Genomic DNA, 24,664 nt, shown 5'->3' on the forward strand with positions numbered 1-24,664 from the left:
CTTCGAGGCGAGGGACGGTCTCCGGAGAAGCTGCTGAGAGGGTGACCTATCTCCGGAGAACCTGCCGGAGGCGCGGCGGATTCCGGAAGATGGTGCCATGTGGGTCAGTCGCGTGCACACCCAGCAGATCACGTCGTGGGCCGAGGTCCTGCGCCACGTCGCCGACGAGAGCCCGGCCTGCGTGATCTTCGACGTGGAGCCCCTGGTGAGCTACTGGCGCAACGGCGCCGCGGATCTGGAGTCGGGGGTGGCGCGCGTGCTCGACGACATGGCGGCGATGCCGTCCGTGCGGGCGGTGGCCTTCGCCACCAACTCCAGCCGCCGCCCCGCCGCCGCGCCGGCCAGGGCGGGCCTGGAGATCCGCTACGTCGCCGACGCGGGCAAGCCGTTCCGGTCGCGGCACTATCGCGGCCTCCCGCGGCCGGGGATGATCGTGGGTGACCAGATCGCCACGGACGGGCTGCTGGCCTGGCGCCTCGGCTACACCTTCCTGCACTACCGTCCGGCCCCCGCCACCATTCCGGCCGGGCCGCGGGCGATGGGCTACGTGGGGCGCCCGTTCGAGCGTCTGCTCTTCACCGCCCGCCGGGCGGTCGGCGAGGCGGGCGACACGGCCGCCGGCTGACACGGTCGCCGGCTGACACGGCCGCCGGCTGACACGGCAGCCGCAGCACGCGGCCGCCGGCTCAGGCGGTGCTCAGTCGGTGCTCAGGCGGTGGTCAGGCGGTGCTGACGGCCTCCTGCCTGGGGGCCTGCTCCGGCAGGTCGAGGCTGTCGCGGAGGCGGGCCGGCTTGAGGAAGGCCGCGGCGACGAGGCCCACGACGGCGATGGCCGCCGAGATGAGGAAGATGTGGCCGGTCGCGTCGCCGTACGCGGCCCGGACGATCTCCTTGACGGGCTCGGGGAGGGCGGCGATGTTCAGGCTGCCGGTCGCCGCGTCGCCACCGGCGAGGATGCCGGCCCTGGCCAGGCCCTCCGTGATGCTGGTCGCGACCCGGTTGGCGAGCACCGCGCCGAGCACCGAGACGCCGACCGTGCCGCCGAGCGAGCGGAAGAAGGTCACCGCGCCGCTGGCGGCGCCGATCTCGCTGAGCGGGACGGTGTTCTGGATGACCAGCACGAGGTTCTGCATCGACATGCCCACGCCGACGCCCACGGCCAGCATGTACGCCGAGATCAGCACCAGCGAGGTCTCGTGGTCGATGGTGGCCAGCCCGGCGAAGCCCGCCAGCAGGACGACCAGGCCGACGAGGATGTAGGGCTTGGTGCGGCCGCTGTTGGAGACCATCCTGCCGCTGATCGTGGACGACAGCAGGACGCCCACCATCATGGGGATGGTCAGCAGCCCGGCGGCGGTGGGGCCGTAGCCCCGGCCGATCTGGAAGTACTGGCCGAGGAAGACCGAGCCGCCGAACATGGCCATGCCGACGGCGAGGCTGGCCAGGATGGCCAGGGCGGGCGTGCGCCGGCTGATGACGTGCAGCGGCACGACCGGCTCCTTGACCCGCGACTCGACCCAGGTCGCCACGGCGAGCAGCAGCACGCCGCCGCCGGCCATGGCCGCGGTCTGCCAGGACAGCCAGTCGAAGGAGTTGCCCACGAACGTGACCCACAGGAGCAGGACGCTGACGCCGGCGGCGATGAGCGTGGCGCCCCAGTAGTCGATGCTCACGTCGGTGCGCCGCACGGTCGGCAGGCGCAGCGTCTTGGCCAGCAGCGCGAAGGCGGCGATGGTGAAGGGCACCGCGACGAAGAAGCACCAGCGCCAGCCGAGCCAGGAGGTGTCGGCGATGAGGCCGCCGAGCAGCGGGCCGCCGACGGTGGCCACGGCCATGACCGCGCCGAGGTAGCCGTTGTAGCGGCCGCGCTCCTTCGGGGAGATCATCGCGGCGATGATGACCTGCGCGAGGATCTGCAGCGCGCCCATGCCCAGGCCCTGTACGGCGCGGAAGGCGATGAGCTGGCCGGTGTTCTGCGCCAGCCCGCAGGCCAGCGAGCTGACCATGAAGATCACGATGGCGATCTGGAGCAGCAGCTTCTTGTTGAACAGGTCGGCGAGCTTGCCCCAGATGGGCGTCGAGGCGGTCGAGGCCAGCAGTGACGCCGTGACGACCCAGGTGTACTGCGACTGGCTGCCCTCCAGCGCGCCGATGATCTGCGGCAGCGCCACCGAGACGATGGTGCCGCTGATCATGGCGACGAACAGGACGAGCAGCAGGCCGCTGAGAGCTTCGAGGACTTGGCGGTGGGTCATCGGCTCCGCCGTGGACGGCGCTGCCGGCTGTGCACTCACGCGCAACCTCCGTTTCAGGGATGGAAGGGATGCAACCCGGACACCTTACATGCTCATTGGGCAACTTTGCGCTTTGAGCATTTATTCCCATTGGGTAAGCTGGCCGCATCATGAGCACCACAGCAGGTCTGCGTGAGCGCAAGAAGGCCGAGACGCGCCAGGCGGTGCACGAGGCCACGCTGCGGCTGGCCGTCGAGCACGGCCTCGACAACGTCACCGTCGAGGCCATCGCCGACGCCGCCAACATCTCGCGGCGCACGTTCTCCAACTACTTCGACGGCAAGGAGGACGCGCTGCTGTACGGCGACGAGCAGCTCCTGAACACCCTGGTCAGGCGGGTCCGCGAGGAGCCGCCCGGCCGGACGGCGTGGCAGGCGCTGCGCGCCGCGCTGGAGGGCCTCTACGCCGAGACCGGCCCCGCCGACAGGGAGTGGCACCTGCGCGCCCGCCTCGCCCTGCGCCACCCGAGCCTACTGGCCAGGCAGATGGCCGGCCGCGTCAGGCTGGAGCGCGAGCTGAGCCGGGCGGTGGCCGAGCGGGTGACGCCGGGCTCCGGGGCGACCGGGCAGGCCGGGGGAGGGGCGGCCGGGCAGGCCGGGGGAGGGGCGGCCAGTGTCGAGCCGCAGCTCATCACGGCCGCGTTCCTGGCCGCGCTGCGCGTGGGCACCCAGTGGTGGTGCGCCGAGGACGAGACGCGCGACCTGCACGAGCTCGTCGCCCTGGCCCTCGACCAGATCGCCCGCCCCTTCGCCTGACCGCCGCCCACGGGCGCGGGTCCGGCCGGAGCGGTCAGCTTGTCCAGCGCCGCGACCAGCCCGCTGTGCGGGCCGCCCAGCAGCTTGACCGCGTCGGAGTAGGACAGTCTGGTCGGCACGGGCGTCTCCCCTCGGCCGTGGACACCGTCCATGCTGGCCGATGCGCGCGGCGCCGTACAGCGGATGCGCGGTTTCCGTCAGGTGTTCTCCCTCCCTTGACAGAGGATGTTGTATCGATACAGTTTCCTTCGCCTGATCGACGATCGCGCCTGAAGCCAAGGTAGGTAGAGATGAGCACCACAGTCGTGCCCGCCGTGATCAACCTCGACGTCAAGGGGCCGGTGATCAGCCGGCACCTTTACGGTCACTTCGCCGAGCACCTGGGGCGGTGCATCTACGGCGGGTTCTACGTGGGCGAGGACAGCGACCTGCCGCACGAGGGCGGCATCCGGCTGGACGTCGTGGCGGCGCTCAAGGCGCTGAACATCCCCAACCTGCGCTGGCCGGGCGGTTGCTTCGCCGACGAATACCACTGGATGGACGGCATCGGGCCCAAGGAGCGGCGGCCCGCGATGGTCAACACCCACTGGGGCAACGTCGAGGAGAACAACCACTTCGGCACGCACGAGTTCATGGCGCTGTGCGAGCTGCTGGGGGCGGAGCCGTACATCAGCGGCAACGTCGGCTCCGGCACCGTGCGGGAGATGAGCGAGTGGGTGGAGTACCTCACCCGCGAGGGCGACTCGCCGATGGTGCGGCTGCGCAAGGCCAACGGGCGCGAGGAGCCGTGGCGGGTGCGCTTCTGGGGGCTGGGCAACGAGGCGTGGGGCTGCGGCGGCAACATGACCGCCGAGCAGTATGCGGCCGAGGCCCGCAAGTTCGGCACCTACAGCCGCGACCACGGCGACAACAAGCTCTACCGCATCGCCGCCGGGGCGAACTCCGGCGACTACGCCTGGACCGAGACGCTCATGAAGATGCTCGGCGAGCTGGGCTGCGCCTACCGGCCGGCGGCGTTCATGCAGGCGCTGTCGTTCCACTACTACACGGTTCCCGGCACCTGGCAGGACAAGGGCGACGCCACGGTGTTCGACCTCGACGACTACTACCGCACGATGGTCAAGGCCGCGTACGTGGACGAGCTGATCACCGGCCACTCCAACGTCATGGACTGCTACGACCCCGGCAAGAACGTGGGCCTGGTCCTGGACGAGTGGGGCACCTGGTGGAACGTCGAGCCCGGCACCAACCCCGGCTTCCTCTACCAGCAGAACACCCTGCGCGACGCGCTGGTCGCGAGCGTGCACTTCGATGTCTTCCACCGGCACGCCGACCGGCTCGTCATGGCCAACATCGCCCAGACCGTGAACGTGCTGCAGGCCATGATCCTCACCGACCCCGACACCAAGGCCCTGGTGCTCACCCCCACCTACCACGTGTTCGAGATGAACAAGGGCCACCACGACGCCGACTCGCTGCGCGTGGACCTGCTCGCCGCGCCGCCCGCGCGCGAGGTCGGGACGGACACGCTCACGACCGTCTCGCTGTCGGCCAGCCGCAAGGACGGCCGCGTGCTCGTCTCCCTGTCCAACCTCGACGCCGACCGGCCGGCCGACGTCGAGCTGGACCTGCGCGGCGGCGCCCTGACCGGCGTGCGCGCCCGCATCCTCACCGCCGGCCGGCTGCAGGACCACAACACCCCCGACGCGCCCGAGACGGTCGCGCCGCGCGCCCACGACCAGGTCACCGCCACGGCCACCGGGCTGCGGGTGCACCTGCCCGCCCACTCCTTCGTCACCGTGACGGGCGACCTGGCCTGAACGGACACGCGGGGGCGCGTGCCCCGGCCCGATCAGGCCGGTGACCCGGCCTGATCGGGCACGCCCGGGCGGGAGCCGCTACTTCGGCAGCAGCGGAAGGCGGCTCACCCCGGTCAGGGACGGCGTCGGGATGAACGCCACCGGGTCCGCCGGATCGGTGCGCAGGCGCTCGAACCGGTCGAGCAGCAGGTTCAGCGCCACCCGCCCCTCCAACCGGGCCAGGGGAGCGCCCAGGCAGAAGTGGATGCCGCGGCCGAACCCGAGGTGCGGGTTGGGGTCGCGGCCCGGATCGAAGACCTCCGGGTCGGGGAACTGCCGGGGGTCCCGGTTGGCCACCGCCGGCCAGCACATGACCAGCTGGTCGGCCGGGATCGTCACCCCGCCCAGCTCGACCTCGCGCGTGGTGGCGCGCCCCAGCACGGCGAACGGGGTCAGGAAGCGCAGCGACTCCTCGATCACGGCCGGGACCGATTCCCGGTCGGCGCGCACCGCGTCCTGCCGCTCGGGATACGCGTCGAGGCAGAGCACCGTGTTGCCGAGCAGCATCGTCGTGGTGATGTGCCCGGCCAGCAGCAGCACCATCGCGAAGTTGACCACCTGCTCGTCGGGCAGGCGCTCGCCGTCCACCTCGGCCTCGACCAGCCTGGTGAGCAGGTCGGCGCGGGGCCGCCGGCGGCGTTCGGCGGCGTGGCCGGCGAGGTAGGCGGCCATCTCCCGCCACGCCTTGAGCGTGACCTCGGTCTGGGCCCTGCGCTTCTCGGCGTCCTCGAACAGGGTCTTGGAGTCGCGCTGGAACAGCGCGTCCGCCCACTCCTTGAACAGGGCGCGATCGCCGCTCGGCACCCCGAGCAGCTCGGCGATGACGATGACGGGCAGCGGATAGGCCAGGTCCCGCACCAGCTCGAACCGCTCGCGCTCGCGCGCCGCGTCGAGCAGCTCGCCGGTCAGCTCGGCGATGCGCGGCTCCAGGTCCGCGACGACCTTGCGGGTGAAGGCGCTGCTGACCAGCTTGCGCAGCTTGCCGTGCTCGGGCGGGTCGATCTGGGTGATGAAGCCCTCCAGGGACAGCCCCTCGGCGTCGGGCATCAGCTCCTTCGGGGCCACGCGCATGGTGTCGGAGGAGAAGGTCGCCGGGTCGCCGAGCACCTCGTGCAGCTCGGCGTAGCCGTAGACGTTCCACATTCCGGTCTGGGGATCGTGCTCGACCTGCGGGCCGGATCGCGGCCCGTGCAGCCAGAAGTGTTGTACGGGGATGTCGTACCGTTCGACGATGTCGGCCATCGCCACTCCTTGGGTTGGGAATCCCTCTGGTGTCGCGCTCCTCGAAAGGATCGAGACATACGTCAGGACGATCGCTCGCGGTGTTCCCGCCAGCGCTGGAGCATGCCGTCGGCGTCCTGCAAGGTGAAGGCGAAGAAGTCACGGGTCTCCGCCAGCCGCGCCCGCTGCGCGGGCCGCTCCTCGCCGACGACCGACAGCCCGAAGTCGAGCGTCTCCAGGCTCTGCCGCAGGGCGGCGAGCTGCACCTGCAAGACGTATGCCCAGCCGCCGCCGGTCACCCGGTAGTGGTGGCCGCGGGCGGGCGTGGGCACCCGCTCGATCATGCCGCTCAGCTCCAGCTGCCTGGCGACGGTGCTGACCGCGGTCTTGCTCACGCCCAGGTCGGCCGCCAGGCCGGTGAGCGACTGGTGGGGCGGGTCGCAGATCATGAGCCACGCGTAGAGGCGGCCCATGGTGCGCGTCCCGCCCAGCCGCTCCATGAGCAGGCCCATCCGGTCGACGAACTCGCTCTCCTGATCGTTCACCGCGTCAGCTCCGCAACGATCGTCAAGTACGTACTTGACGAAATGTACGCCCCGAACCCGGCGGAGGGAAGGGCCGCGCCGGTCAGGGCTGGGAGCCGGCCTCCTGGTCGAGGCGGACGAAGGTGGCGTTGCCGGCGGCGGCGCGGGCGCCCAGGACGTGTCCGTCGCACATCCTCGTGACCGTCCCCGCCCGGTCGATCACCTTCCACGTCGCCGGCTCGTGGCACGGCCGGCGGAGCCGGTCATGGTCCCACGTACGGCCGCACACGCGGCACGTCGAGACGCCCGCCTGGGAGGAGAGCGTGTTGCCGTGCTCCGGGCACACGCCCCACGGCAGGCCGCACGGCCGCACCTGGAGCCTGGCCAGGTCGGCGGCGGCGAGCTGCAGCTCCTCGGCGGCCCGCGCCAGCAGGCCCGCGGCCTGCCTGGCAGACACGAGCGGGTCGGGCGCGGCGGGGGCGGACGCGTCCGCGCCGGGTTCGGCCGGGCCGGTCTGGACGTTTCCGCACAGCGTCCAGACCTCGGCGGTGAGCGCCTCGGCGCGGGTCGCGAGGGCGCGCAACTGCTCGGGAGTGACGGTCATGCACGCTTCCATCTCGCAGGGGCCGCGGTGAGGCGGCCGGGGAACTGGTCGCTGATGTGGACCCTACGTCCCCTGCCGGACCCGCGCGTGCCGCCCCGGCCCACCCTGCACGCTGACGGGGGCACGCCGACGGGGGCACGCCGACGGGGGCACGCCGACGGGGGCACGCTGACGGGGGCACGCTGCGGGGGCGCTTCGCGCGCCGGCTCATCGTGGGCACGGGGGGCGCCGCGCGGTCAGGGGGCGGTGACGGCCTGGAGCACGTTGTAGTCGCCGGAGACCGGGGTGACCGACTCCAGCTCCCAACCGGCGGCGCGCAGGAGGTCGCGGTACTGCGACAACGTGCGCTCACGGGCGCCGAACAGCACGAGCATGGCCAGGTCGTACAGGTGCGCCTGCGACGGCGCCCACGGCTCGGGCAGGAGCATCTCGATCACCAGCAGCCGGGCTTCCGGCGCCGCGGCGCGCCGGCAGGCGGCGAGGATGCGGGCGGCCTGCTCGTCGTCCCAGCCGTGCAGGATCCACTTGAGCAGGTAGAGGTCGCCGCCCTTGGGCACCTCCGTCAGGAAGTCGCCGCCGACCAGCTCGATCCGGCCGGCGAAGGGCGAGTCGCTCAGGTGGCGGCGGGCCCCCTCGATCACGGACGGCCGGTCGAGCAGCACGCCGGTCGCCGCGGCGCCTTCTCCAGCAGGGCGGTGAGCAGCGCGCCGTACGCGCCGCCGACGTCGACGATCCGCGTGTACGCCGAGGGGTCCACGGCCGCCGCGACGCCGGCGGAGGTGCGGGCCGACTGCTCGCCCATGGCCAGCGAGAAGTGCTCGGCCTGCTCGGGATGGGCGGCGAGGTGCTCCCAGAACGAGCGGCCCAGCACCGTCTCGGCGTTGGACCGGCCGGTGCGCAGCGACTCCTCGAAGGCCCCGATCATCTGCCACGCCTGGGGGGAGCCGTAGGCGATGGCCAGCTCGCGCATGGCGGTGGGGGAGTCGGAGCGCAGGCATTCGCCCGCGGCCGTCAGCGCGTAGTGGTCCGGCTCGGTCTCCGTCATGATGCCGATCGTGGCGGCGGCCCGCAGCAGGCGCAGCATGGCGTCCGGGTCGGCGCCGACGGCCGCGGCCACGTCCCGGGCGGCGCGCGGCCCCGCGGCGAGCTCGTCGGCGATGCGCAGCCGGGCGACGATGACGATGATCTGGGAGTCCCAGGAGCTGATCAGCAGGCGGTGTACGTAGTCGGCGGGCGTCCTGTCGCCCGAGGCCTCGCGGGCTTCGCGGAGCAGGCGGTCGATGTCGGCGTACGACATGCACTCACTATGACATTCGGCGCTGAAGGTGTCAGGCCATGATTTTTGCTGACCTGTTCTTCTTGTCGCCGCGTGGAGCTGATTGCCCCGGGTCCCTGGGAGAGGTCTACTGGGTTTCGTGCGCCGGAGCCTGCTCATCGCCGTGTCACTCCTGGCGACCGCCTGCGGGGCGGCGACCGGGGCCGGGGATGACCCGCTTCTCGGCATGCCCAGGACCGTCGACGAGGCGGCGGTGCGGGGGTGGCGGGACTTCCCCGCCGGGCGCGACCCGCGCCCCCTGGTCGTGCTGGACGAGCTGCCGCTGCGCAGCGCGGAGGCGAAGCCGGCCGGCCCGTTCCGGGCGGCCGTGGACCTGCCCGCCGACGCGCCGGAACCGATGCGGGCCGACCTCCCCGACGGCCCCCCGACCGGCTCGGTGCCCGCGCCCGGCTCGGTGCCCGCGCCCGGCTCGGTGCCCGCGCCCGGCTCGGTGCCCGCGCCCGACTTGATGTCCGCGCCCGGCTCGGCGTCCGCGCCCGGCTCGGCGTCCGCGCCCGGCTCGGCGGCCGGGCCCGTCGCTGCGCCCGCCACCCGGGCGGCCACCGTGCCGGTGGTCTCCGCGGCGGTCGCGTTCGAGGCGATGGCGCGGGCGGCGCGGGGCCCCTCGCCGTCCCGGCCCGCGACGATCACCGGGGCCGCGCTGACCACGGCCACCTTCCTCACCGACCGGGGGAAGGCGGCGCTGCCGGCTTGGCGGTTCGCCCTCGGCACGGGCGGCAGCGTGACCTGGCCGGCGCCGGCGCCTGAGACGTTCTGGCGGCTGGGCGAGCTGCGCTCCTCGCCCTTCCTGCCCGGCGTCGGGCTGAAGGACGGGGGCCGGACGCTCACCGTGTCCGCCCAGGTGCCGCGCGCCTGCCCCGGAGACCGCCCTGCGGTGCTGGAGGCCGTCGCGGTGGAGTCCGCGACGAGCGTGGTGGTGGGCATGAAGGTGACCGATCCCGGGGACGGGATCGGCGGGTGCGTCATGGCGGCGTACGCGCTCTTCGGCGAGTATCCGGTCTCGCTCGCGGAGCCGGTGGGCGACCGGGTCGTCCTGGACTACGCGGGCAACCCGATCGTGCCGGTTACGGGATCTTGTACTCCTGCGCCTTGCCGCAGTAGCTGATCCCGATGGGCGTGTTGCTGAAGCGGCACACCTGCACGACCACCCGGTCGATGGTGCGCACGCCCGTGGAGTCGGACAGGGTGAAGGAGAACTTGCTCTGCTCGTCGTCCACCTTGTACGCCTCGGTGTCCACCCGTTCGGCGCCCCGGTAGCCGCTGAAGGTGGCCCGGGTGTGCATGCCGTCGGGCTGGCAGACGGTCGGGAGCGCTTCGTCGGACACCAGGCCCTCGACGAGGATGGCCGGCCGGATGACCGGCCCGTCGTACCGTTCGAGCGTGCCCTCGGTGAACCCGCGGCGGCACGAGTCGCCCGAGTCGGCGGAGAAGCTCTCGGCCGCCTGGGCGGCCAGGGCGGGCGGGGCGGTCAGGAGTCCGGCGGCGAGCGCGGCGGTCATCGTCAACCCGGCGAGCAGACGCACGTTTTCACCTTTCGTCGTGCGGGAAGATCCGCCCCCATCCTGAACGGCGTTCGGCCGCCTGCCTGTGTCCGCCGTTACAGCACGATGCCCCTCTTGTCCGAATCGTCCCACCGGGGCATCGGGGAGAGAGCGGCCCGCCGTCACCTCGCCGTCACCCCGCCGTCACCCCGCCGTCACCCCGCCGTCACCCCGTCACGGTCCTGCTGCCGGAGAACGGGCCGTCCGCGCCGAAGGCCAGGGCGGCGAAGCGGTCGCCGATGCGCAGGTGCGTGGCGGCGTCCGGGTGGAGCAGGTCGGGCAGCGGGAACTCGGCGAAGTCCGCCTCGCCGTAGAGGCCGAGGCCGTCGAGGTAGTGCAGGTTCGGGTCCTCGGCCGAGCGCTGCGCCACGATGCGGGCCAGCTCCTGCCTGATCACCGTGAGCGTCAGCTTCCCCGCGGCCCGTTCCGCCGGGTCACCGGTGGCACGGAAGCGCACCCGCCCCTCGCGCAGCGCGTCGAGGTCGAAGGCGCCGGGGCCCGGCGTGTCCTCGTGGATGGGGCAGTAGATCGGGGAGACGACCAGCAGCGGCGTGTCCGGGTGGCCGTCGCGGACGGTGTCGAGGAAGCCGTGCACGGCGGGGCCGAACGCGCGCAGGCGCATCAGGTCGGCGTTGACCACGTTGATGCCGAGCTTCAGGCTGATCAGGTCGGCGGGGGTGTCGCGGATGGCGCGGGCGGTGAAGGGGTCGAGCAGGGCGCTGCCGCGCAGGCCGAGGTTGATCAGCTCCACGCCGGCCAGCGCGGCGGCGCGGGCCGGCCAGGTGGTGGTGGGGCTCGCGGCGTCGGAGCCGTGGCTGATCGAGCTGCCGTGGTGCAGCCACACCGGGCGGCCCCGGTCCGGGACGGGCTCGACGGCGGCGTTCGTGCGCAGGGCGATCAGCTCGGTGGTCTCGTTGTGCGGGAGCCAGATCTCGACGTCCTTGACCCGGTCGGGCAGGCCGGTGAAGCGCACGGTGCCGGGCGGGCCGGGACGGTGCTCGGCGGCGCCGGTGGCCAGGTCGACGGTGATGGTGTCGCCGCCGCTCACGCCGGCCTGGGCGGTCAGGCGGCCGTCGAGGAGCAGGTCGTACACGCCGTCGGGGCGGGGCGGCGCGCCCCGGAAGACGCGGCTGGTGCGCAGCGCGTCCAGCTCGACGGCGGTGGCCCGGGTGCGGAAGGCCAGGCGTACGCCGGTGGGCTGGGACTCGGCCATGACCAGCTGCGGGTCGGCGCACTGCGCGCGGGCCCGGGCGGGCAGCCGGTGCGGCAGCACCCCGCGCTCGGTGCGCTCCAGGTCGAGGGCGCCGCGCAGCAGGCCGGCGGTGATGGGCGTGGTGATCCAGTCGTTCTGCATGGTGCTCTTCCAGAAATACGTGCCCACCGGCCCGGCCAGGGGCAGGGTGCGATGGGGTCAGGGCGTGGCGCGGTGGGATCGGGGACGGTGGGTTGGGGGGCGGTGGGTCAGGGGCGCGGTGCGGTGGGGCCAGGGGGTGGCGCCGGCGGACTGGGTGGGATGCGGTGCGGTCAAGGGGGCGGGGCCGGGCGGCGCGGTGGGGTCAGGGGGCGGGCCAGTTGCGCAGGAGGGTGTCGAGGGCGTCCAGGGTCCTGATCCAGGTCTCCTGGGTGTCGGGGGCGCTGTGGCTGAACCCGCCGCCCAGCTCCAGCGACACGTAACCGTGGAACACGCTGCCCAGCAGCCGCACCGCGTGGGTCTGGTCGGGCTCGGTCAGGTCGTAGCCGCGCAGGATCGCGCGGGTGAGCTGGGCGTGCCGGACGCCGGCGCTGGCCCTGGCCGTCTCGGTGTCGAGCCTGTACTGGGCGGCCGCGTAACGGCCCGGATGCTCGCGGGCGTAGTCGCGGTAGACGTCGGCCAGCGCGACCAGCGCGTCCTTGCCGGCCCGGCCCGCCACCGCGTCTGCGGCCCGGTCGGCCAGCTCCTCCAGGGCGAGCAGGGCGATCCTGGTCTTGAGGTCGTGGGAGCTCTTCACGTGGGAGTAGAGGCTGGCGACCTTGACGTCGAACCGCCTGGCCAGCGCCGACACGGTCACCTGTGCGAAGCCGACCTCGTCGGCCAGCTCGGCTCCCGCCCTGGTGAGGCGCTCCGCCGTCAATCCCGCTCGTGCCATGACCACCCTTCCCGTTGCCTGAAGACAACGTACTTTTCCCTAATGGCTTTAGGCAAATCGGCCACCTATTCAGGTTGTAAGCGTATTCGAGGAAGAGGGTCTCCGATGGCTCAGATCTTGACTTGAAAGCAGGCTCGTGGTCCTATCCCATCTGTGTAAACGGTTAAACCCTTCGGGGTTTCCGTCGGGTGACGTCTTCACACCCCCCGTGTCCCGGCGTACAAGGAGTTGACCCCCCGTGGCTCACATCAGCCGACGTACCATGCTCGCCTCCACGGCCGGCGCCGCGGCGGCGCTGCCCTTCCGCGCGAGCCCGGCCGCCGCCGCCGAGCAGAGCGTGCCCGCGACGGCTCCGGTCGCGCCGGCCGGGCACGACCCGGTCTCGTTGCGCTGGCTGGAGGGCGGCGCGCCCGCCGAGCTGGCCGGCGGCACGACGTGGGGCGTGCCCTGGCCGCGCGGCGCGTTCGCGCCCGACCAGCAGTTCTCGCTGACCACGGAGGCGGGCGCGCAGGTGCCGGTGCAGTCGTGGCCGATCGGCTGGTGGCCGGACGGGTCCGTCAAGTGGACGGCCCACGCGGTCAGCGGCGCCGCGCCGCGCGCGGAGACGTACCGGCTCGGCGCCGGCGCCGCGGCGGCGCCCGCCGCGCCCGTCACCGTCAGGACCGACGGCGGCCGGATCACCGTGGACACCGGCGTGATCACCGTCGCCTTCGCCCGCTCCGGCGAGCACGTCGTCACGTCGATCGCGCGGGGCTCGACGGTCGTCGCCAAGGACGGCCGGCTGATCGCCTCCCGGCAGGACAAGGCCGAGGAGCCCGGCAGGAGCGAGGAGTTCACCGGCCGCGTCTCCTCCGTGCGGGTCGAGCAGAGCGGCCCCGTGCGGGCGGTCGTCAAGGTGGAGGGCAAGCACAAGAAGGGCCGGCGCGAGTGGCTGCCGTTCACCGTGCGCTTCTACCTGTACGCCGGCTCCGACGCCCTGCGGGTCGTGCACACCTTCGTCTACGACGGCAACGAGAGCAAGGACTTCGTCAACGGCCTCGGCGTGCAGTTCGCCGTGCCGATGCGCGGCGAGCCGCACGACCGGCACGTGCGCTTCGCCGGCGAGGGCGACGGCGTGCTGGCCGAAGCCGTACGCGGCATCACCGGCCTGCGCCGCGACCCCGGCAAGGCGGTCCGGCAGGCCCAGTACGAGGGCCGGGCCACCCCCGATCCCGCCACCTGGGACCAGCGCGTCACCACCCGCCTGCAGTGGATCCCGGCCTGGGGCGACTACAGCCTGCGCCAGCTCAACGCGCACGGCTTCGAGATCCACAAGCGCACCAAGCCGGGCCACTCGTGGATCAGGGTGGACGGCGGCCGCCGCGCCTCCGGCCTGGCCTATCTCGGCGGCCCGACCGGCGGGCTGGCCTTCGGCATGCGCAACTTCTGGCAGCTGCACCCGACCGAGCTGGAGATCTCCGGCGCCGCCACGGACGAGGCGCGCGCCACGGTGTGGATGTGGTCGCCCCGCGCCGGGGCGATGGACCTGCGCTTCTACCACGACGGCCTGGGCCAGGACACCTACCCCGAGCAGCTCGACGCCCTGGAGATCACCTACGAGGACTACGAGCCCGGCTTCGGCACCCCGTACGGCATCGCCCGCACCACCGAGCTGACCTTCTGGGCCCTGGAGGCCACCCCCACCGCCGGGCGCTTCGCCGCGCTCGCCGCCGCCAACGCCACCCCGCCGCTGCTCATCAGCCCGCCGCAGCACAACCACGCGGCCGGCGTCTTCGGCTCCTGGGCCCCGGTGGACCGCTCGGTCCCGGCCAAGGCCGCGCTGGAGGACAAGCTCGACCTCATGCACGCCTACCACCGCGAGCAGGTCGACCAGCGCTCCTGGTACGGCTTCTGGGACTACGGCGACATCATGCACAGCTACGACGCCGACCGCCACGTGTGGCGCTACGACGTCGGCGGCTACGCCTGGGACAACTCCGAGCTGTCGACCGACCTGTGGCTCTGGTACCACTACCTGCGCAGCGGCGACGCCAAGGCGTTCCGCTTCGCCGAGGCGATGACCCGCCACACCAGCGAGGTGGACATGTACCACCTCGGCAAGTGGCGCGGCCTGGGCACCCGGCACGGCATCCTGCACTGGGCCGACAGCGCCAAGCAGGTGCGCATCAGCAACGCCGGCTACAAGCGCTTCCACTACTTCCTGACCGCCGACGAGCGCATCGGCGACGTGCTGCACGACCTCATCGACTCCGACCGCACCTTCCTCGTGCTCGACCCCGGCCGCAAGATCAACGGTGGGCAGCCGTTCGACCCGGACCCCAAGGCGCTGGGCGTCGGGCAGACCACCGACTGGAGCGCCCTGGCGATGGCCTGGCTCACCGAGTGGGAGCGCAACGGCGACCCGATCGCCCGCACGAAGCTCGTCAACGGGGCCACCACGATCGCGGCGCTGCCCAACGGGTGGGTGCAGGGCGGCGTCACCTACAACCTGGCCGACGGCCGCTACGCGCCCATGACGGAACGCTCGGTGAGCATCGGCAGCCTCAGCTCCGTCTTCGGCCTCATCGAGGTCATGACCGAGCTGATCGACCTGATCGACGACGCGGCCGTCAAGGCCAAGTGGGTGGAGTTCTGCCGCCTCTACAACGCCACCAAGGACGAGCAGCGCGCGGCCACCGGCGCGGACTGGGGCAACCTCAACCTGCGCCAGGCGTACTCGCGGGCCACCGCGTACGCGGCCCGGCAACTGGGCGACCAGGCCCTGGCCAGGCGCGCCTGGCAGGAGTTGCGCACCGGGCACGCCGGCTACCCCGACGGCCACGCCTTCACCTCGAAACGCGTCGAGGGGCCCGCCGTGCTCAACCCCGTCGACGAGGCGGACCTGTCGACGAACGCCAGCGCCCAGTTCGGCCTGGCCGCCTTCCAGTGCCTCGCGCTGATCGGCGAGCACCTCTGAACCCCGGGACGGCCGCCCTCGTGCGGGCGGCCGTCCCGCCGGGAACCACCACCGGCGCGGCCGTCCGGGCGGGATCGATCTCCTAGCGGGCCGGGCCGGTCAGCCGCTCGTAGACGAGGTGGACGGCGTTGGCCGAGGGCCGGACCTCGCGCTGCCGGTACAGCTGCCGGGTGCCGGGCTTGAAGAGCGGGGTGCCGCCGCCGAGCAGCATCGGGGCGAGGTGCAGGCGCAGCTCGTCGGGCAGTCCCTGGTGCAGGGCCTGCCCGATGACGTCGCCACCGCCCATGATCACGACGTCGCCCGTGGTCGCCGCGGCCCGCGCCCGCTCCACGGCGGAGGCCAGGTCGCCGACGAAGGTGAAGCGCAGGCCCAGCTCCTCCGCCAGCCGGACGTGCCGGGGCGGGTGGTGGGTGACGACGAAGAACGGGGGCGCGCCGGCCTGGTCGGCGCCGTACCCCATGTCCTTGGTCCAGCCGAGCGGGCCGTCGATGACCTCGAACAGCCGCTTGCCCATCACCACGGCGCCGGTCGCCGCGGTCGTCTCCCGGAGGATCTCGGCGTCGAGCGCGTCGCGGTCGGTCACCCAGGCGTGCAGCTCCTCGGCGTCACCGAGCCCGTGCTCGGCGTCGGCGCCGGGGCCGGTCACGTAGCCGTCCAGGGACATGGTGATGTCGGCGATGACCTTCGGCATGGCGGGGTTCCTCTCCGTCGGTACGGGGACGTCGATGGTATGACCGCGCAGGCGGCGAGAACTCATCGCGCCCGGCGCCGGAAAGGGTGCCGCCGGACCCCCGTGACGGGGACCCGGCGGCGCACGGCCGCGACGGCCGCGGGTCAGGCGGGCGGCCGGAGGCTCACGCCCGGCCGCACCGGCCGGGGGAGGCCGAGTAGACGTCGAAGCCGAAGTCGAGGACGGTCTCCCAGGGCGCGACCGCGCGGCGGTCTCCGTTGAAGCCCGGCTCCGCGAAGAAGCACCACGATTCGGGGGTGTTGTTCGCGGCCCGCACGACCGGCGGCGCAAGGTATTCCTCACGGTGGAGGAGCATCCGGAGCGCGCCGTCCGCGGTCTGGGCGCACACCCCGATGATCCTGGGACAGGGCCAGGGGGCGGCGGCCTGGGCGGCGGGCGCGGCGGGGGCGGCGGAGGCGGGCAGGGCCAGCCCGGCCGCGGCCGCGGCCGTGGTGGTGGTCGCGGCCAGCACTACGGCGGCTCTGCGGAGGAGGGTTCTCATGGTTCACTCCTTGCTGTTCGGGAACGCCTGCGAGTGGCAGACACCTCACTCAACAGCAACGAGTAGTCGATCGACAACGCAGAGTGACAGAATCCTGTCGCCGCCGCCATCCGATCACGCGGGACCCGCCTCACCTGCCATGACACCGGCACTGCCGCCCGGCGGGACGAACCCCGCCGGCCGCTCCGGGAAGGGGCCTGCGGAGAAGGGGTGGGAGCGGCACTTGCGGCGCATTCGGCCGGATCTTCGCTTACTGTGCATCTCGGGGGAGCACTGCGGGACAATGGCCCCGCCGGTGCGCGACGCGAGCACGGCCAAGCGGGGGAAACACGGAGGATGACGTCGGGAATGAGCGCTCAGACGCAGGAGCATCTCGGCCCTTACCGGGTGATCAGGAAGATCGGCGAAGGCGGCATGGGCGTCGCCCACCTCGGCGTCGACGACGCGGGCCGCGAGGTCGCGATCAAGGTGCTGCACCCGCACGTGGCCGCCGACCTCAAGGCGCGCGACCGGTTGTTCCGCGAGGTGGAGACGATGCGCCGGGTGCGCAGCCCGTTCGTCGCGGAGGTGATCGACGCCGAGCTGGCCGGTGACCGGCCCTACGTGGTGACCAGGTTCGCGCCCGGCCGCACGCTGGAGGACACCGTGCTGAGCGGGGGCCCGCTGCAGGCGCACGAGGTCATCAGGCTCGCCCAGGGGTTGTGCCAGGCGCTGGTGGACATCCACGCGGCCGGCGTGATCCACCGCGACCTCAAGCCGTCCAACGTCATGATGGTCGGCGGCGAGCCGCTGGTCATCGACTTCGGCATCGCGCACCTGGTGGACGCGGCCCGGCTGACCCAGACCGGCATGTTCGTCGGCACGCCGGGCTATCTCGCGCCGGAGATCATCCGCAACTCGCAGATCACCCAGGCGGCCGACGTGCACGCGCTGGCCTCGACGGTGTTCTTCGCGGCGACGGGGCTGCCGCCGTTCGGCACGGGGACGTTCGAGGCCATCTGCTTCAACACCATGGAGGGGCGCTCGCAGATCGACCGGGCGCCCGGGTGGCTGCGCGACTGGCTGAGCCGGGCCATGCAGGTCGACCCGGCGGCCCGGCCGGGGGCGCGGGAGCTGCTGCGGATGGCCAGGGCGCTCGACCCGTCGCCCCGCGGCCCGCAGCGCGGGCCCCGTACGCTGATGATGGACAGCGTCTCCGACCTGCTCCCGCCGGTCGAGTACGGCCACAGGCGCCAGGAGGAGCGGCCGCCGCCCTACGTGCCCGCGCCGACCCTGCACGCCGACCGGCCCGCGCCGCCCAGCCCGGCGCCGCCCCCGGCGCCCAAGGAGCCCTTCGACCTGCGGCGGTTCGTGGCCGGCAGCGGGTTCGTCGGGGTGCTCATGCTCGTCACGCTGATCGCGCTGACCATCCTCATGCCGGTCCCCGGCGGCCTGGCGGCGGCGGCGATCGCCCTGGCCCTGCGCGCCGGCGGGCACTTCTTCGGCGAGGCCCGGCGCGACGGGTCCAGGGAGGCGCTCATGGCGATGGGGCACATCCTCCTGTCGCTGGCGTTCGGCTTCGTCGTCGCGGGCCTGCTGCACCTGGCCGTCCGGCTGACCGCCAGCCACGCCGAGGCCCTGGCGGCGGGCGCGTTCACGCTGGGGCTGTTCGTGGTGCCGGGCGCGGGGCAGATCCGCGGCACCGCCGCCGGCCTCCTGGCCCGCCTCCTGCCCGGGCACCGCTCGCTCGTGGTGTCGGTGGCCGTCATGGGACCCATCGCGCTGATCTCGCTGATCGTCGCCCTGGGCCAGGGCCTGTAGCCGCCTCCCGTCCCGGAAGGACACCCCCCTTGACCCCTCACGAGTGCGCCCGCCCGGCGTACGGCGACGACCGGCGGCCGTGGCAGTGCCCCGAGTGCGGCTGCCTGTGGGAGCCGCTTCCCGCGGCGGCGGTGGCCCCGCCGGCCCCGCCCGCGCCGGCGCGCCCGCGCGTCACCAGGAACGGCGTCATCATCGCGATCGGCATCGTCTCGGGAGCCGTGTGCCTGGTGGCGCTCACCGTGAGCAGGGAGGCGTTCATCGTGTCGATCTGCGCGGTCGGGTTCGCCGTGCTCGCGTACTCGGCCTGGGGTCTCTTCCACGACGACGAGGACGACGAGGACGAATGGTGACGGCGCGAGGGCCCCGTCAGCCGTCGCCGGGCGCGGCCAGGCGGACGGCGAGCAGCGCCACGTCGTCGGCGAAGTCGCCGCCGCCACGATGGCAGAGCAACCGGTCGCACAGCTCCTCGACGGGCAGGTGCCGCAGCTCGGCGGCGGTACGGGCGAGGCTCGCCAGCCCCTGGCCGAGGTCGTGCGCGCGGTCCTCCACGAGCCCGTCGGTGTAGACCAGCAGCGTCGATCCGGTGGGGATGACCTGCTCGTGGTCGGGGCGCGGCAGCTCGGGGGCGACGCCGAGCGGGTGGCCGCCGTTGACGGTCAGGTAGCGGGCGGGGCCCTCGGCGGCCACCAGCAGCGGCGGCGGATGCCCGGCGCTGGCCCACCGCATCCGCCAGCCCTCGCCGGTGCGCTCCTCCAGCCGGGCCAGCAGCACGGTGGCCATCGGGCCGCCGTGCAGGCCGTGCAGCACCTCGTCCAGCCGGGTCAGGATGCGGGAGGGCGGCTCGCAGTGCTCGTAGGCGAGCACCCGCAACATGTTGCTGATCTGGCTCATGACGGTGGCCGAGCGCAGGTCGTGGCCCATCACGTCGCCGACCATCAGGCAGGGGGCGCCGTCGGGCAGGACGATCGCGTCGTACCAGTCGCCGCCGATGTTGGGGACGGAGCTGGAGGGGCGGTAGCGCACGCAGGAGTGCAGGCCGGGCAGGTCGGGCAGCTCGGGGAGCAGGCTGCGCTGGAACTCCTCGGTGCTGCGCCTGATCCGGTCGTAGAGGCGGGCGTTCTCGATGGCCACGCTGGCCGCGCTCGCCAGCGCCGCGATGATGCGCTCGTCGTCGCCGGTGAACGGGCCGCCGGAACGTTTGTCGGCGAAGTACATGTTGCCGTAGACCGTGCCGCGCACCAGGAGCGGCGTGCCCAGCAGCGTCCGCATCACCGGGTGGCCCTCGGGGAAGTCGCGGAACTCGGGGTGGGCGGTCAGGTCGTCCACGCGCATCGGCCGGGGGTGGGCCACCAGCTCGCCGAGCAGGCCGTGGGTGGTCGGCATGCGCCCGATGGCGTCGTAGACCTCCTGCGAGACCCCGCACGTGAACAGGTCGGAGAACTGGCCCTCCTCGTTCAGCACGCCCAGGGCACCGTAGCGGGCGTCCACCAGGTCGGCGGAGACCTCCACGATGGTGCGGAGCGCGGCGTTCAGCTCCAGCTCCGAACTGATCGCCAGGACCGCCTCCAGCAGGCGCTCCATCCGGTCGTGCAGGTCGCGGATCTGCCTCAGGCCGGCCTGCAGCCGCTGCAGGTCCTCGGCGCCCAGTTGCCCCAGCTCGCCACTGATCCCGCCGCCCTCACGCTCCTCGCCCACCTCACCCCCCGAGACGCCCCTCCCCCCTCATGCCCCGCCGCCGTCCGGGTGACACGTGCCGGTGACACGCGCCGGTGACACGGCGTGACCGACGCCGGCCCGGGGCCGGGCTCAGGAGCAGCCCTCGAACTGGGGGACCGCCACCACCGACAGGTCGATGCCCGAGGCGCCGAACCACTTGTCCAGCAGCCTGCGCGCCGTGCCGTCCTGGTACATCGCGGTGATGGCCCGGTTGAGCGCCTCGCACCCGGCGACGTCGCCCTTGCGCACCCCGATCGACGTGCGCTGCTCGTTGAACGTCGCGCCGACCAGGTGCAGGTCCACGCCCGGCCTGGTGAGCAGGCCCGCCAGGATCTGGGCGTTGGTGGAGATGGCGTCGATCCTGCCGTCCTGGATCATCTTCAGGCACAGGTCGTAGTCCGGCGCCTCGACGGCGGTCGCCTTCACCCCGCGCTCGTCGATGATCCGCTGGGCGATGTTCGTGCCGCGCACCCAGCAGATCCTGCGGCCCGCCAGGTCGCGGACGTCGCGGACGGCCTCCTTGTCGGCCGGCCGCACCGCGATGTCCTGGAAGTCCACGTGGTACGGCCCGGCGAAGTCGATCACCTTCTTCCGCTCCGCCGTGATCGACATGTGCGCGAAGACCAGGTCGGCCCGCTTCCGCGTGAGGACGCTGAGCTGGTCGCCGGCCTGGATCTCGAGCCAGCGGATCCGCTTGCCCAGCCGGGACAGCAGGTATTCGGCCACCTCGACGTTGAACCCGTCATAGCCGCCCTGCCGCCCCGCGAAGCTGATCAGCGGGACGTCGGAGCGCAGGGCGACGACCACCTCGTCCTTGTCCATGAAGGACTCCGCCCGCCCGGTGCCGCAGCCGGTGAGCAGCACCAGCAGGCAGATCAGCAGCCGTCCCACCGGCGCCCTCCCCGGCCGGAGCCGGCTGGGCCCCGTCACCGTCACGACCTGCCGGCGATCATCGACGGGCACCGCGCCTCCGGAGGGATCGACTCGGGCTGGCAGATCGAGCATGACCATGGACCCGGCGTCTCCGCAAGAGGACACCGAGGCGCCCCCGGCCGCGGCGACCCCGGCCACTGGGACCGGCCACTGGGACCGGCCGGGCGGCGGCTCAGCCGGCGTCGGCCGGGGCGAAAGCGGAGGCGTGGTCGCGGGCGAAGTCGGCGATGTCGCGCGCCGGCCGGCCGAGCAGCTCGGCGACCGTGCCGGTGGTGAAGTCGCCCCAGCCGTCCGCGTACGCCCGCGCGTACTCCTCCAGCATGTCCACGATCCACGCCGGCACGCCGTACCCCAGCAGCGCCGCGCGCTTGACGTCGTCGCCCACCGGCCGGTACGTGACGGGCCTGCCCACGGCGCGCCCCAGCTCGCCGGCGACCTCCTCCAGCGACAGCGAGCGCGGCCCGGTGAGGGTGTGGATCCGGCCGTGGTGCCGGTCCGGGTCGTCGCGGAGCACGCGGGCGGCGCACGCGGCGATGTCGCGCACGTCGATCATGCCGATCCGCGCCGCGGCCAGGTTCAGCGAGAACGTGCCGGTGGCGGCGACGTCGCCGGCCTCGTTCAGCAGGTTCTGCATGAACCAGTGCGGGCGCAGGATCGTCCAGCGCAGCCCGGACGCCTCGATCTCCCGGTCGGACAGCGCGTGCAGCCTGCCGCTGCGGTTCGGCGCGTCGTGCGCCGCCCCGACCACGGACAGGCGCACGACGCGCTCCACGCCGGCCCGGCGGGCCGCCCACAGGGCGTTCATGTGGTGCTCGGGGGCGCGCGGCCCGTTCGGCGTGAGCAGCCACACGTCCTGCACGCCGTCGAAGGCGGGCGGCAGCGACGCGGGCTCGCCGAGGTCGCCGACGACCGCCTCGGCGACCTGCCCCTTCAGGCGGCGCGCGGCGGACTCCTCGCGGACGAGGGCCCGCAGCCGCAGTCCGGCCCCGCGCAGCTCGTCCAGCAGCGCGGTGGACACGGTCCCGGTGGCCCCGGTGATCAGCACGGTGCGTGACACGTTCGTTCTCATCAGGTGGTCGCGTACGGACGGCGGGCCCGGCCCGCCGCCCGGTTGACGGTGACGCGCTCCAGGACCCAGAGCACGACGGTCCCGGCGGCCAGGGCGGCGCCCAGGAGGCACACGGCGGTCCAGCCGCCCACCGCCCAGGCCGCCGAGGTCAGCGCGGACCCCGCCGCGCCGCCGAGGAACAGGGCGGTCGAGAAGGCGGAGTTGATGCGGTTACGGGCCTCGGGCCGCAGCGCGTAGACGACGTTCTGGCTGCTGTTGAGCACCGCCTGGTGGGCCAGGTCCAGCACGACCACGCCGATGAGCAGCCAGGCCAGGGAGCCCGCCCCCGCGGCGCTCGCCGCCCAGGACAGCGCCAGCAGCGCCGTCCCGGCCCCGGTCACGAGCTGGACGTGCCCGCGGTCGGCCAGCCGCCCCGCCACCGTGGCGGTCAGCGCGCCCGCCACGCCGAGCAGCCCGACCAGCCCGATCGCCGGCTCCCCCCAGTGGTACGGCGCCCCCGACAGCAGAAAGGTCAGCGCCGTCCACAACACGCTGAACGAGGCCAGGCTCAGGGCGGCGATGCCGGCCCGCCACCGCAGCAGCGGCTCGTGCCGGAACATCCCCGCCGTCGAGCGCAGCAGCGCCGGATAGGACAGTCGCCGGCCGTCCCCGCCGAGCCGGGGCAGGAAGATCCGCAGCAGCACCGCCATCAGCGCCATGAGGATCGCGCTCACCCAGTAGACCGTCCGCCAGCCGCCCAGCTCCGACAGCGCCCCCGACGCGGTGCGCGCCAGCAGCAGGCCCAGCATCAGCCCGGTCATCACCGTGCCGACCACCCGGCCGCGCTCCTCCGGGCGGGCCAGCGTCGCCGCGAACGGCACCACCACCTGCGCCGCCACCGAGGTCAGCGCGGTCAGCGTGGTGCCGGCCAGCAGCACCGCGCCGTTGGGCGCGGCGGCCGACACCAGCAGGAACAGCGCGGTCGCCGCGTAGAGCGCCACGGCCAGCCGGCGCCGCTCGATCAGGTCGCCGAGCGGCACCAGCAGGATCAGCCCCAGCGCGTACCCGCCCTGCGCGGCCGTCACCACCAGCGCCGCCAGCGGGGGCTCGATCGCCAGCTCCCGGGCGATGAGGTCGAGCAGCGGCTGCGCGAAGTAGTTGCCCGAGACCGCCAGCCCCGTCGCCACCGACATGAGCAGGAGCAGGCCCCGGGGCAGGCCGCTCTCGGCAGGAGTTCGCAACACCGTCATGCGCCCAGCCTCGGCCATGGACGATCAATGAGTCCAACGCATGTTTGTCATGAGAACGATCGTGATCCACGATTGATCCATGGAACTGCAGCAGATGCGCTACGTCGTCGCCGTCGCCGAGACGGGCAACTTCACCCGCGCCGCCGAGCAGTGCCTGGTCGTCCAGTCCGCGCTGAGCCACCAGATCGCCCGCCTCGAACGCGAGCTGGGCGCGCGGTTGTTCGACCGCACCAGCCGGCGGGTGCGGCTGACCCCGGCGGGCGAGGCGTTCCTCCCGGCGGCGCGGCAGGCGCTCGACGCCGCGGAGCGCGCCCGCGCCGAGGTGGCGGCGGCCACCGGCGAGATCCGGGGCCGGCTCGCCCTCGGCGCCATCCCCACCGTCGTGGCGGTCGATCTGCCCAGCGAGCTGAAACGCTTCCACCGGCGGCACCCGCACGTGCGGATCACCCTGCGCTCGGGGGCGAGCGAGGAGCTGGCCGAACGCGTCCGGCAGGGCACCCTCGACGTCGCCTTCCTGGGCCTGCCGGTGGACGCGCGCCCCAAGGGCGTCAGCGGCCGCGAGCTGGCCCGGGGCGAGCTCGTGGCCGTGGTGTCGCCCGCCCATCCGCTGGCCCGCGCGGCGCAGCTGGACCTGCACGACCTGTCGGACGAGCCGTTCGTCGACTTCCCTCCGGGCTCCGCCGCGCGGGCGCAGTCCGACCAGGCCTTCGAGGCGGCCGGGGTCCGGCGCGAGGTCGCCTTCGAGGTGACGACCGTGGACTTCATGGCCCGCCTGATCCGGCAGGACCTGGGTGTCGGGATGTTGCCCGCGGCGTTCGTGCGGGAGCTTCCCGACCTGCACGTGCTGCGGCTGCGCGACGCGCCCGCCCGCATGGAGTACCTGGTCTGGAGCCGCTTCCCGCCGTCACCCGCCGCCGCGGCCTTCCTGTCCGGCCTGGACCTCCCGGCCTGAGGCGGTCTCGTGAATGCCAGGGGCAGGCCCGGATGGGGGCCGCTCACGCGAGGGGAGCCGGGTGCTCGGGCTCGCAGGTGCGAGGTAGGGTGAGGGATTGTGACGACGTTCCGGATCAGCGAGGCCGCGGCGCTGCTCGGGGTCAGCTCCGACACCGTCCGCCGCTGGGTCGACGCGGGCCGCCTCGCGGCCGAGCGCGACGAGCACGGCCACCGGCTGGTCAACGGCGCCGACCTGGCGGCCTTCGCCCGCGCGCAGGTCGGCGCGGGCGCCGACGGCGGCCGCTCGTCGGCCCGCAACCGCTTCCGCGGGATCGTGACCGAGGTGCTGCGCGACGCGGTGATGGCCCAGGTGGAGATCGCCGCGGGGCCGTTCAGGGTGGTGTCGCTGATGAGCCGGCAGGCCGCCGACGAGCTGGGGCTGGAGCCGGGGGTGGTCGCGGTCGCCGTGATCAAGTCCACCAACGTCGTCGTGGAGATTCCGGGCCACGAGCGCGTGGCCGGCCAGTCGTGAGGAG

At 73.3% G+C, this 24,664-nt stretch carries 24 protein-coding genes; 9 read left to right on the forward strand and 15 right to left on the reverse strand.

The window, feature by feature from the left end; translation table 11 throughout:
* The first annotated feature begins 97 nt into the window (after window positions 1-97).
* Window positions 98-625 (forward strand): hypothetical protein, encoded by a 528-nt coding sequence (locus IO39_RS09280; protein ID WP_043619074.1) that lies wholly within the window; start codon window positions 98-100, stop codon window positions 623-625.
* A 94-nt stretch (window positions 626-719) separates the two neighbouring features.
* Here IO39_RS09280 and IO39_RS09285 read toward each other — a convergent pair whose 3' ends face one another.
* Window positions 720-2,255 (reverse strand): MDR family MFS transporter, encoded by a 1,536-nt coding sequence (locus tag IO39_RS09285; protein WP_084772546.1) that lies wholly within the window; start codon window positions 2,253-2,255, stop codon window positions 720-722.
* Window positions 2,256-2,404: 149 nt separating this feature from the next.
* Here IO39_RS09285 and IO39_RS09290 point away from each other — a divergent pair, with 149 nt between their 5' ends.
* Window positions 2,405-3,049 carry a TetR/AcrR family transcriptional regulator gene (locus tag IO39_RS09290; protein WP_043619077.1) on the forward strand — a complete coding sequence of 215 codons (645 nt, stop codon included), beginning with the start codon at window positions 2,405-2,407 and terminating at the stop codon, window positions 3,047-3,049.
* 290 nt (window positions 3,050-3,339) lie between these two features.
* On the forward strand, window positions 3,340-4,869 hold the full coding sequence (locus IO39_RS09295) for an alpha-N-arabinofuranosidase (protein ID WP_043619080.1): 1,530 nt from the start codon (window positions 3,340-3,342) through the stop codon (window positions 4,867-4,869).
* 78 nt (window positions 4,870-4,947) lie between these two features.
* Here IO39_RS09295 and IO39_RS09300 read toward each other — a convergent pair whose 3' ends face one another.
* The 5 genes from IO39_RS09300 to IO39_RS58815 form a co-directional block, all read right to left on the reverse strand.
* On the reverse strand, window positions 4,948-6,150 hold the full coding sequence (locus tag IO39_RS09300; RefSeq protein ID WP_043619082.1) for a cytochrome P450: 1,203 nt from the start codon (window positions 6,148-6,150) through the stop codon (window positions 4,948-4,950).
* Window positions 6,151-6,212: 62 nt separating this feature from the next.
* Window positions 6,213-6,674 carry a GbsR/MarR family transcriptional regulator gene (locus IO39_RS09305; RefSeq protein ID WP_043619085.1) on the reverse strand — a complete coding sequence of 154 codons (462 nt, stop codon included), beginning with the start codon at window positions 6,672-6,674 and terminating at the stop codon, window positions 6,213-6,215.
* Between the two features lie 82 nt (window positions 6,675-6,756).
* Window positions 6,757-7,257, reverse strand: a complete 501-nt coding sequence (locus tag IO39_RS54225) for a hypothetical protein (protein ID WP_043619087.1) — start codon at window positions 7,255-7,257, stop codon at window positions 6,757-6,759.
* A 236-nt stretch (window positions 7,258-7,493) separates the two neighbouring features.
* Entirely contained in the window at window positions 7,494-7,919 is a 426-nt protein-coding gene (locus IO39_RS58810) for a methyltransferase (protein ID WP_052422637.1), read from the reverse strand.
* Window positions 7,895-8,554 carry a methyltransferase family protein gene (locus IO39_RS58815; RefSeq protein ID WP_052422638.1) on the reverse strand — a complete coding sequence of 220 codons (660 nt, stop codon included), beginning with the start codon at window positions 8,552-8,554 and terminating at the stop codon, window positions 7,895-7,897. The genes IO39_RS58810 and IO39_RS58815 overlap by 25 nt, the downstream gene beginning before the upstream one ends.
* Window positions 8,555-8,672: 118 nt before the next feature.
* Between IO39_RS58815 and IO39_RS09320 the strand changes: the two genes are divergently transcribed.
* The gene (locus IO39_RS09320) at window positions 8,673-9,698 is read left to right on the forward strand and encodes a rhodanese-like domain-containing protein (protein ID WP_043619090.1); all 1,026 of its coding nucleotides are present in this window, start codon (window positions 8,673-8,675) and stop codon (window positions 9,696-9,698) included.
* On the opposite strand, the gene IO39_RS09325 is transcribed toward IO39_RS09320, so the two are convergent.
* The 3 genes from IO39_RS09325 to IO39_RS09335 form a co-directional block, all read right to left on the reverse strand.
* Complete coding sequence (locus IO39_RS09325; protein ID WP_157548088.1) at window positions 9,658-10,116, reverse strand: hypothetical protein; 459 nt, start codon at window positions 10,114-10,116, stop codon at window positions 9,658-9,660. The genes IO39_RS09320 and IO39_RS09325 overlap by 41 nt on opposite strands.
* Window positions 10,117-10,300: 184 nt before the next feature.
* Complete coding sequence (locus tag IO39_RS09330; RefSeq protein WP_043619096.1) at window positions 10,301-11,488, reverse strand: SGNH/GDSL hydrolase family protein; 1,188 nt, start codon at window positions 11,486-11,488, stop codon at window positions 10,301-10,303.
* A 202-nt stretch (window positions 11,489-11,690) separates the two neighbouring features.
* The gene (locus tag IO39_RS09335) at window positions 11,691-12,260 is read right to left on the reverse strand and encodes a TetR/AcrR family transcriptional regulator (protein WP_043619403.1); all 570 of its coding nucleotides are present in this window, start codon (window positions 12,258-12,260) and stop codon (window positions 11,691-11,693) included.
* A 238-nt stretch (window positions 12,261-12,498) separates the two neighbouring features.
* Between IO39_RS09335 and IO39_RS09340 the strand changes: the two genes are divergently transcribed.
* Window positions 12,499-15,216: an exo-rhamnogalacturonan lyase family protein gene (locus IO39_RS09340; RefSeq protein ID WP_043619101.1), complete on the forward strand. Its 2,718-nt coding sequence runs from the start codon at window positions 12,499-12,501 to the stop codon at window positions 15,214-15,216.
* 82 nt (window positions 15,217-15,298) lie between these two features.
* Here IO39_RS09340 and IO39_RS09345 read toward each other — a convergent pair whose 3' ends face one another.
* Both IO39_RS09345 and IO39_RS09350 read right to left on the reverse strand, forming a co-directional pair.
* Window positions 15,299-15,907 carry a dihydrofolate reductase family protein gene (locus IO39_RS09345; protein ID WP_043619103.1) on the reverse strand — a complete coding sequence of 203 codons (609 nt, stop codon included), beginning with the start codon at window positions 15,905-15,907 and terminating at the stop codon, window positions 15,299-15,301.
* A 163-nt stretch (window positions 15,908-16,070) separates the two neighbouring features.
* Window positions 16,071-16,448, reverse strand: a complete 378-nt coding sequence (locus IO39_RS09350; protein WP_157548090.1) for a hypothetical protein — start codon at window positions 16,446-16,448, stop codon at window positions 16,071-16,073.
* A gap of 348 nt (window positions 16,449-16,796) precedes the next feature.
* On the opposite strand from IO39_RS09350, the gene IO39_RS50415 reads away from it, so the two are divergent.
* Together IO39_RS50415 and IO39_RS09360 are read left to right on the forward strand one after the other, a co-directional pair.
* Window positions 16,797-18,248: a serine/threonine-protein kinase gene (locus IO39_RS50415; protein ID WP_084772561.1), complete on the forward strand. Its 1,452-nt coding sequence runs from the start codon at window positions 16,797-16,799 to the stop codon at window positions 18,246-18,248.
* 29 nt (window positions 18,249-18,277) lie between these two features.
* Window positions 18,278-18,598 carry a hypothetical protein gene (locus tag IO39_RS09360; protein ID WP_043619109.1) on the forward strand — a complete coding sequence of 107 codons (321 nt, stop codon included), beginning with the start codon at window positions 18,278-18,280 and terminating at the stop codon, window positions 18,596-18,598.
* Window positions 18,599-18,614: 16 nt separating this feature from the next.
* Here IO39_RS09360 and IO39_RS09365 read toward each other — a convergent pair whose 3' ends face one another.
* From IO39_RS09365 to IO39_RS09380, 4 genes are all read right to left on the reverse strand, one after another.
* Window positions 18,615-19,943 (reverse strand): PP2C family protein-serine/threonine phosphatase, encoded by a 1,329-nt coding sequence (locus IO39_RS09365; RefSeq protein WP_052422640.1) that lies wholly within the window; start codon window positions 19,941-19,943, stop codon window positions 18,615-18,617.
* 111 nt (window positions 19,944-20,054) lie between these two features.
* A complete protein-coding gene (locus tag IO39_RS09370; RefSeq protein WP_052422668.1) occupies window positions 20,055-20,855 on the reverse strand; it encodes a substrate-binding periplasmic protein in 801 nt (266 codons plus the stop codon).
* A 214-nt stretch (window positions 20,856-21,069) separates the two neighbouring features.
* Entirely contained in the window at window positions 21,070-21,966 is an 897-nt protein-coding gene (locus IO39_RS09375; RefSeq protein WP_245641877.1) for an SDR family oxidoreductase, read from the reverse strand.
* A complete protein-coding gene (locus tag IO39_RS09380) occupies window positions 21,966-23,195 on the reverse strand; it encodes an MFS transporter (RefSeq protein WP_052422669.1) in 1,230 nt (409 codons plus the stop codon). The genes IO39_RS09375 and IO39_RS09380 overlap by 1 nt, the downstream gene beginning before the upstream one ends.
* Before the next feature lie 79 nt (window positions 23,196-23,274).
* On the opposite strand from IO39_RS09380, the gene IO39_RS09385 reads away from it, so the two are divergent.
* Window positions 23,275-24,147: a LysR family transcriptional regulator gene (locus IO39_RS09385; protein ID WP_043619112.1), complete on the forward strand. Its 873-nt coding sequence runs from the start codon at window positions 23,275-23,277 to the stop codon at window positions 24,145-24,147.
* Between the two features lie 99 nt (window positions 24,148-24,246).
* A complete protein-coding gene (locus tag IO39_RS09390) occupies window positions 24,247-24,660 on the forward strand; it encodes a TOBE domain-containing protein (protein ID WP_052422641.1) in 414 nt (137 codons plus the stop codon).
* The last annotated feature ends 4 nt before the right edge of the window (window positions 24,661-24,664 follow it).

Source organism: Nonomuraea candida, assembly GCF_000725485.1.
Taxonomy (GTDB): Bacteria; Actinomycetota; Actinomycetes; order Streptosporangiales; family Streptosporangiaceae; genus Nonomuraea; species Nonomuraea candida.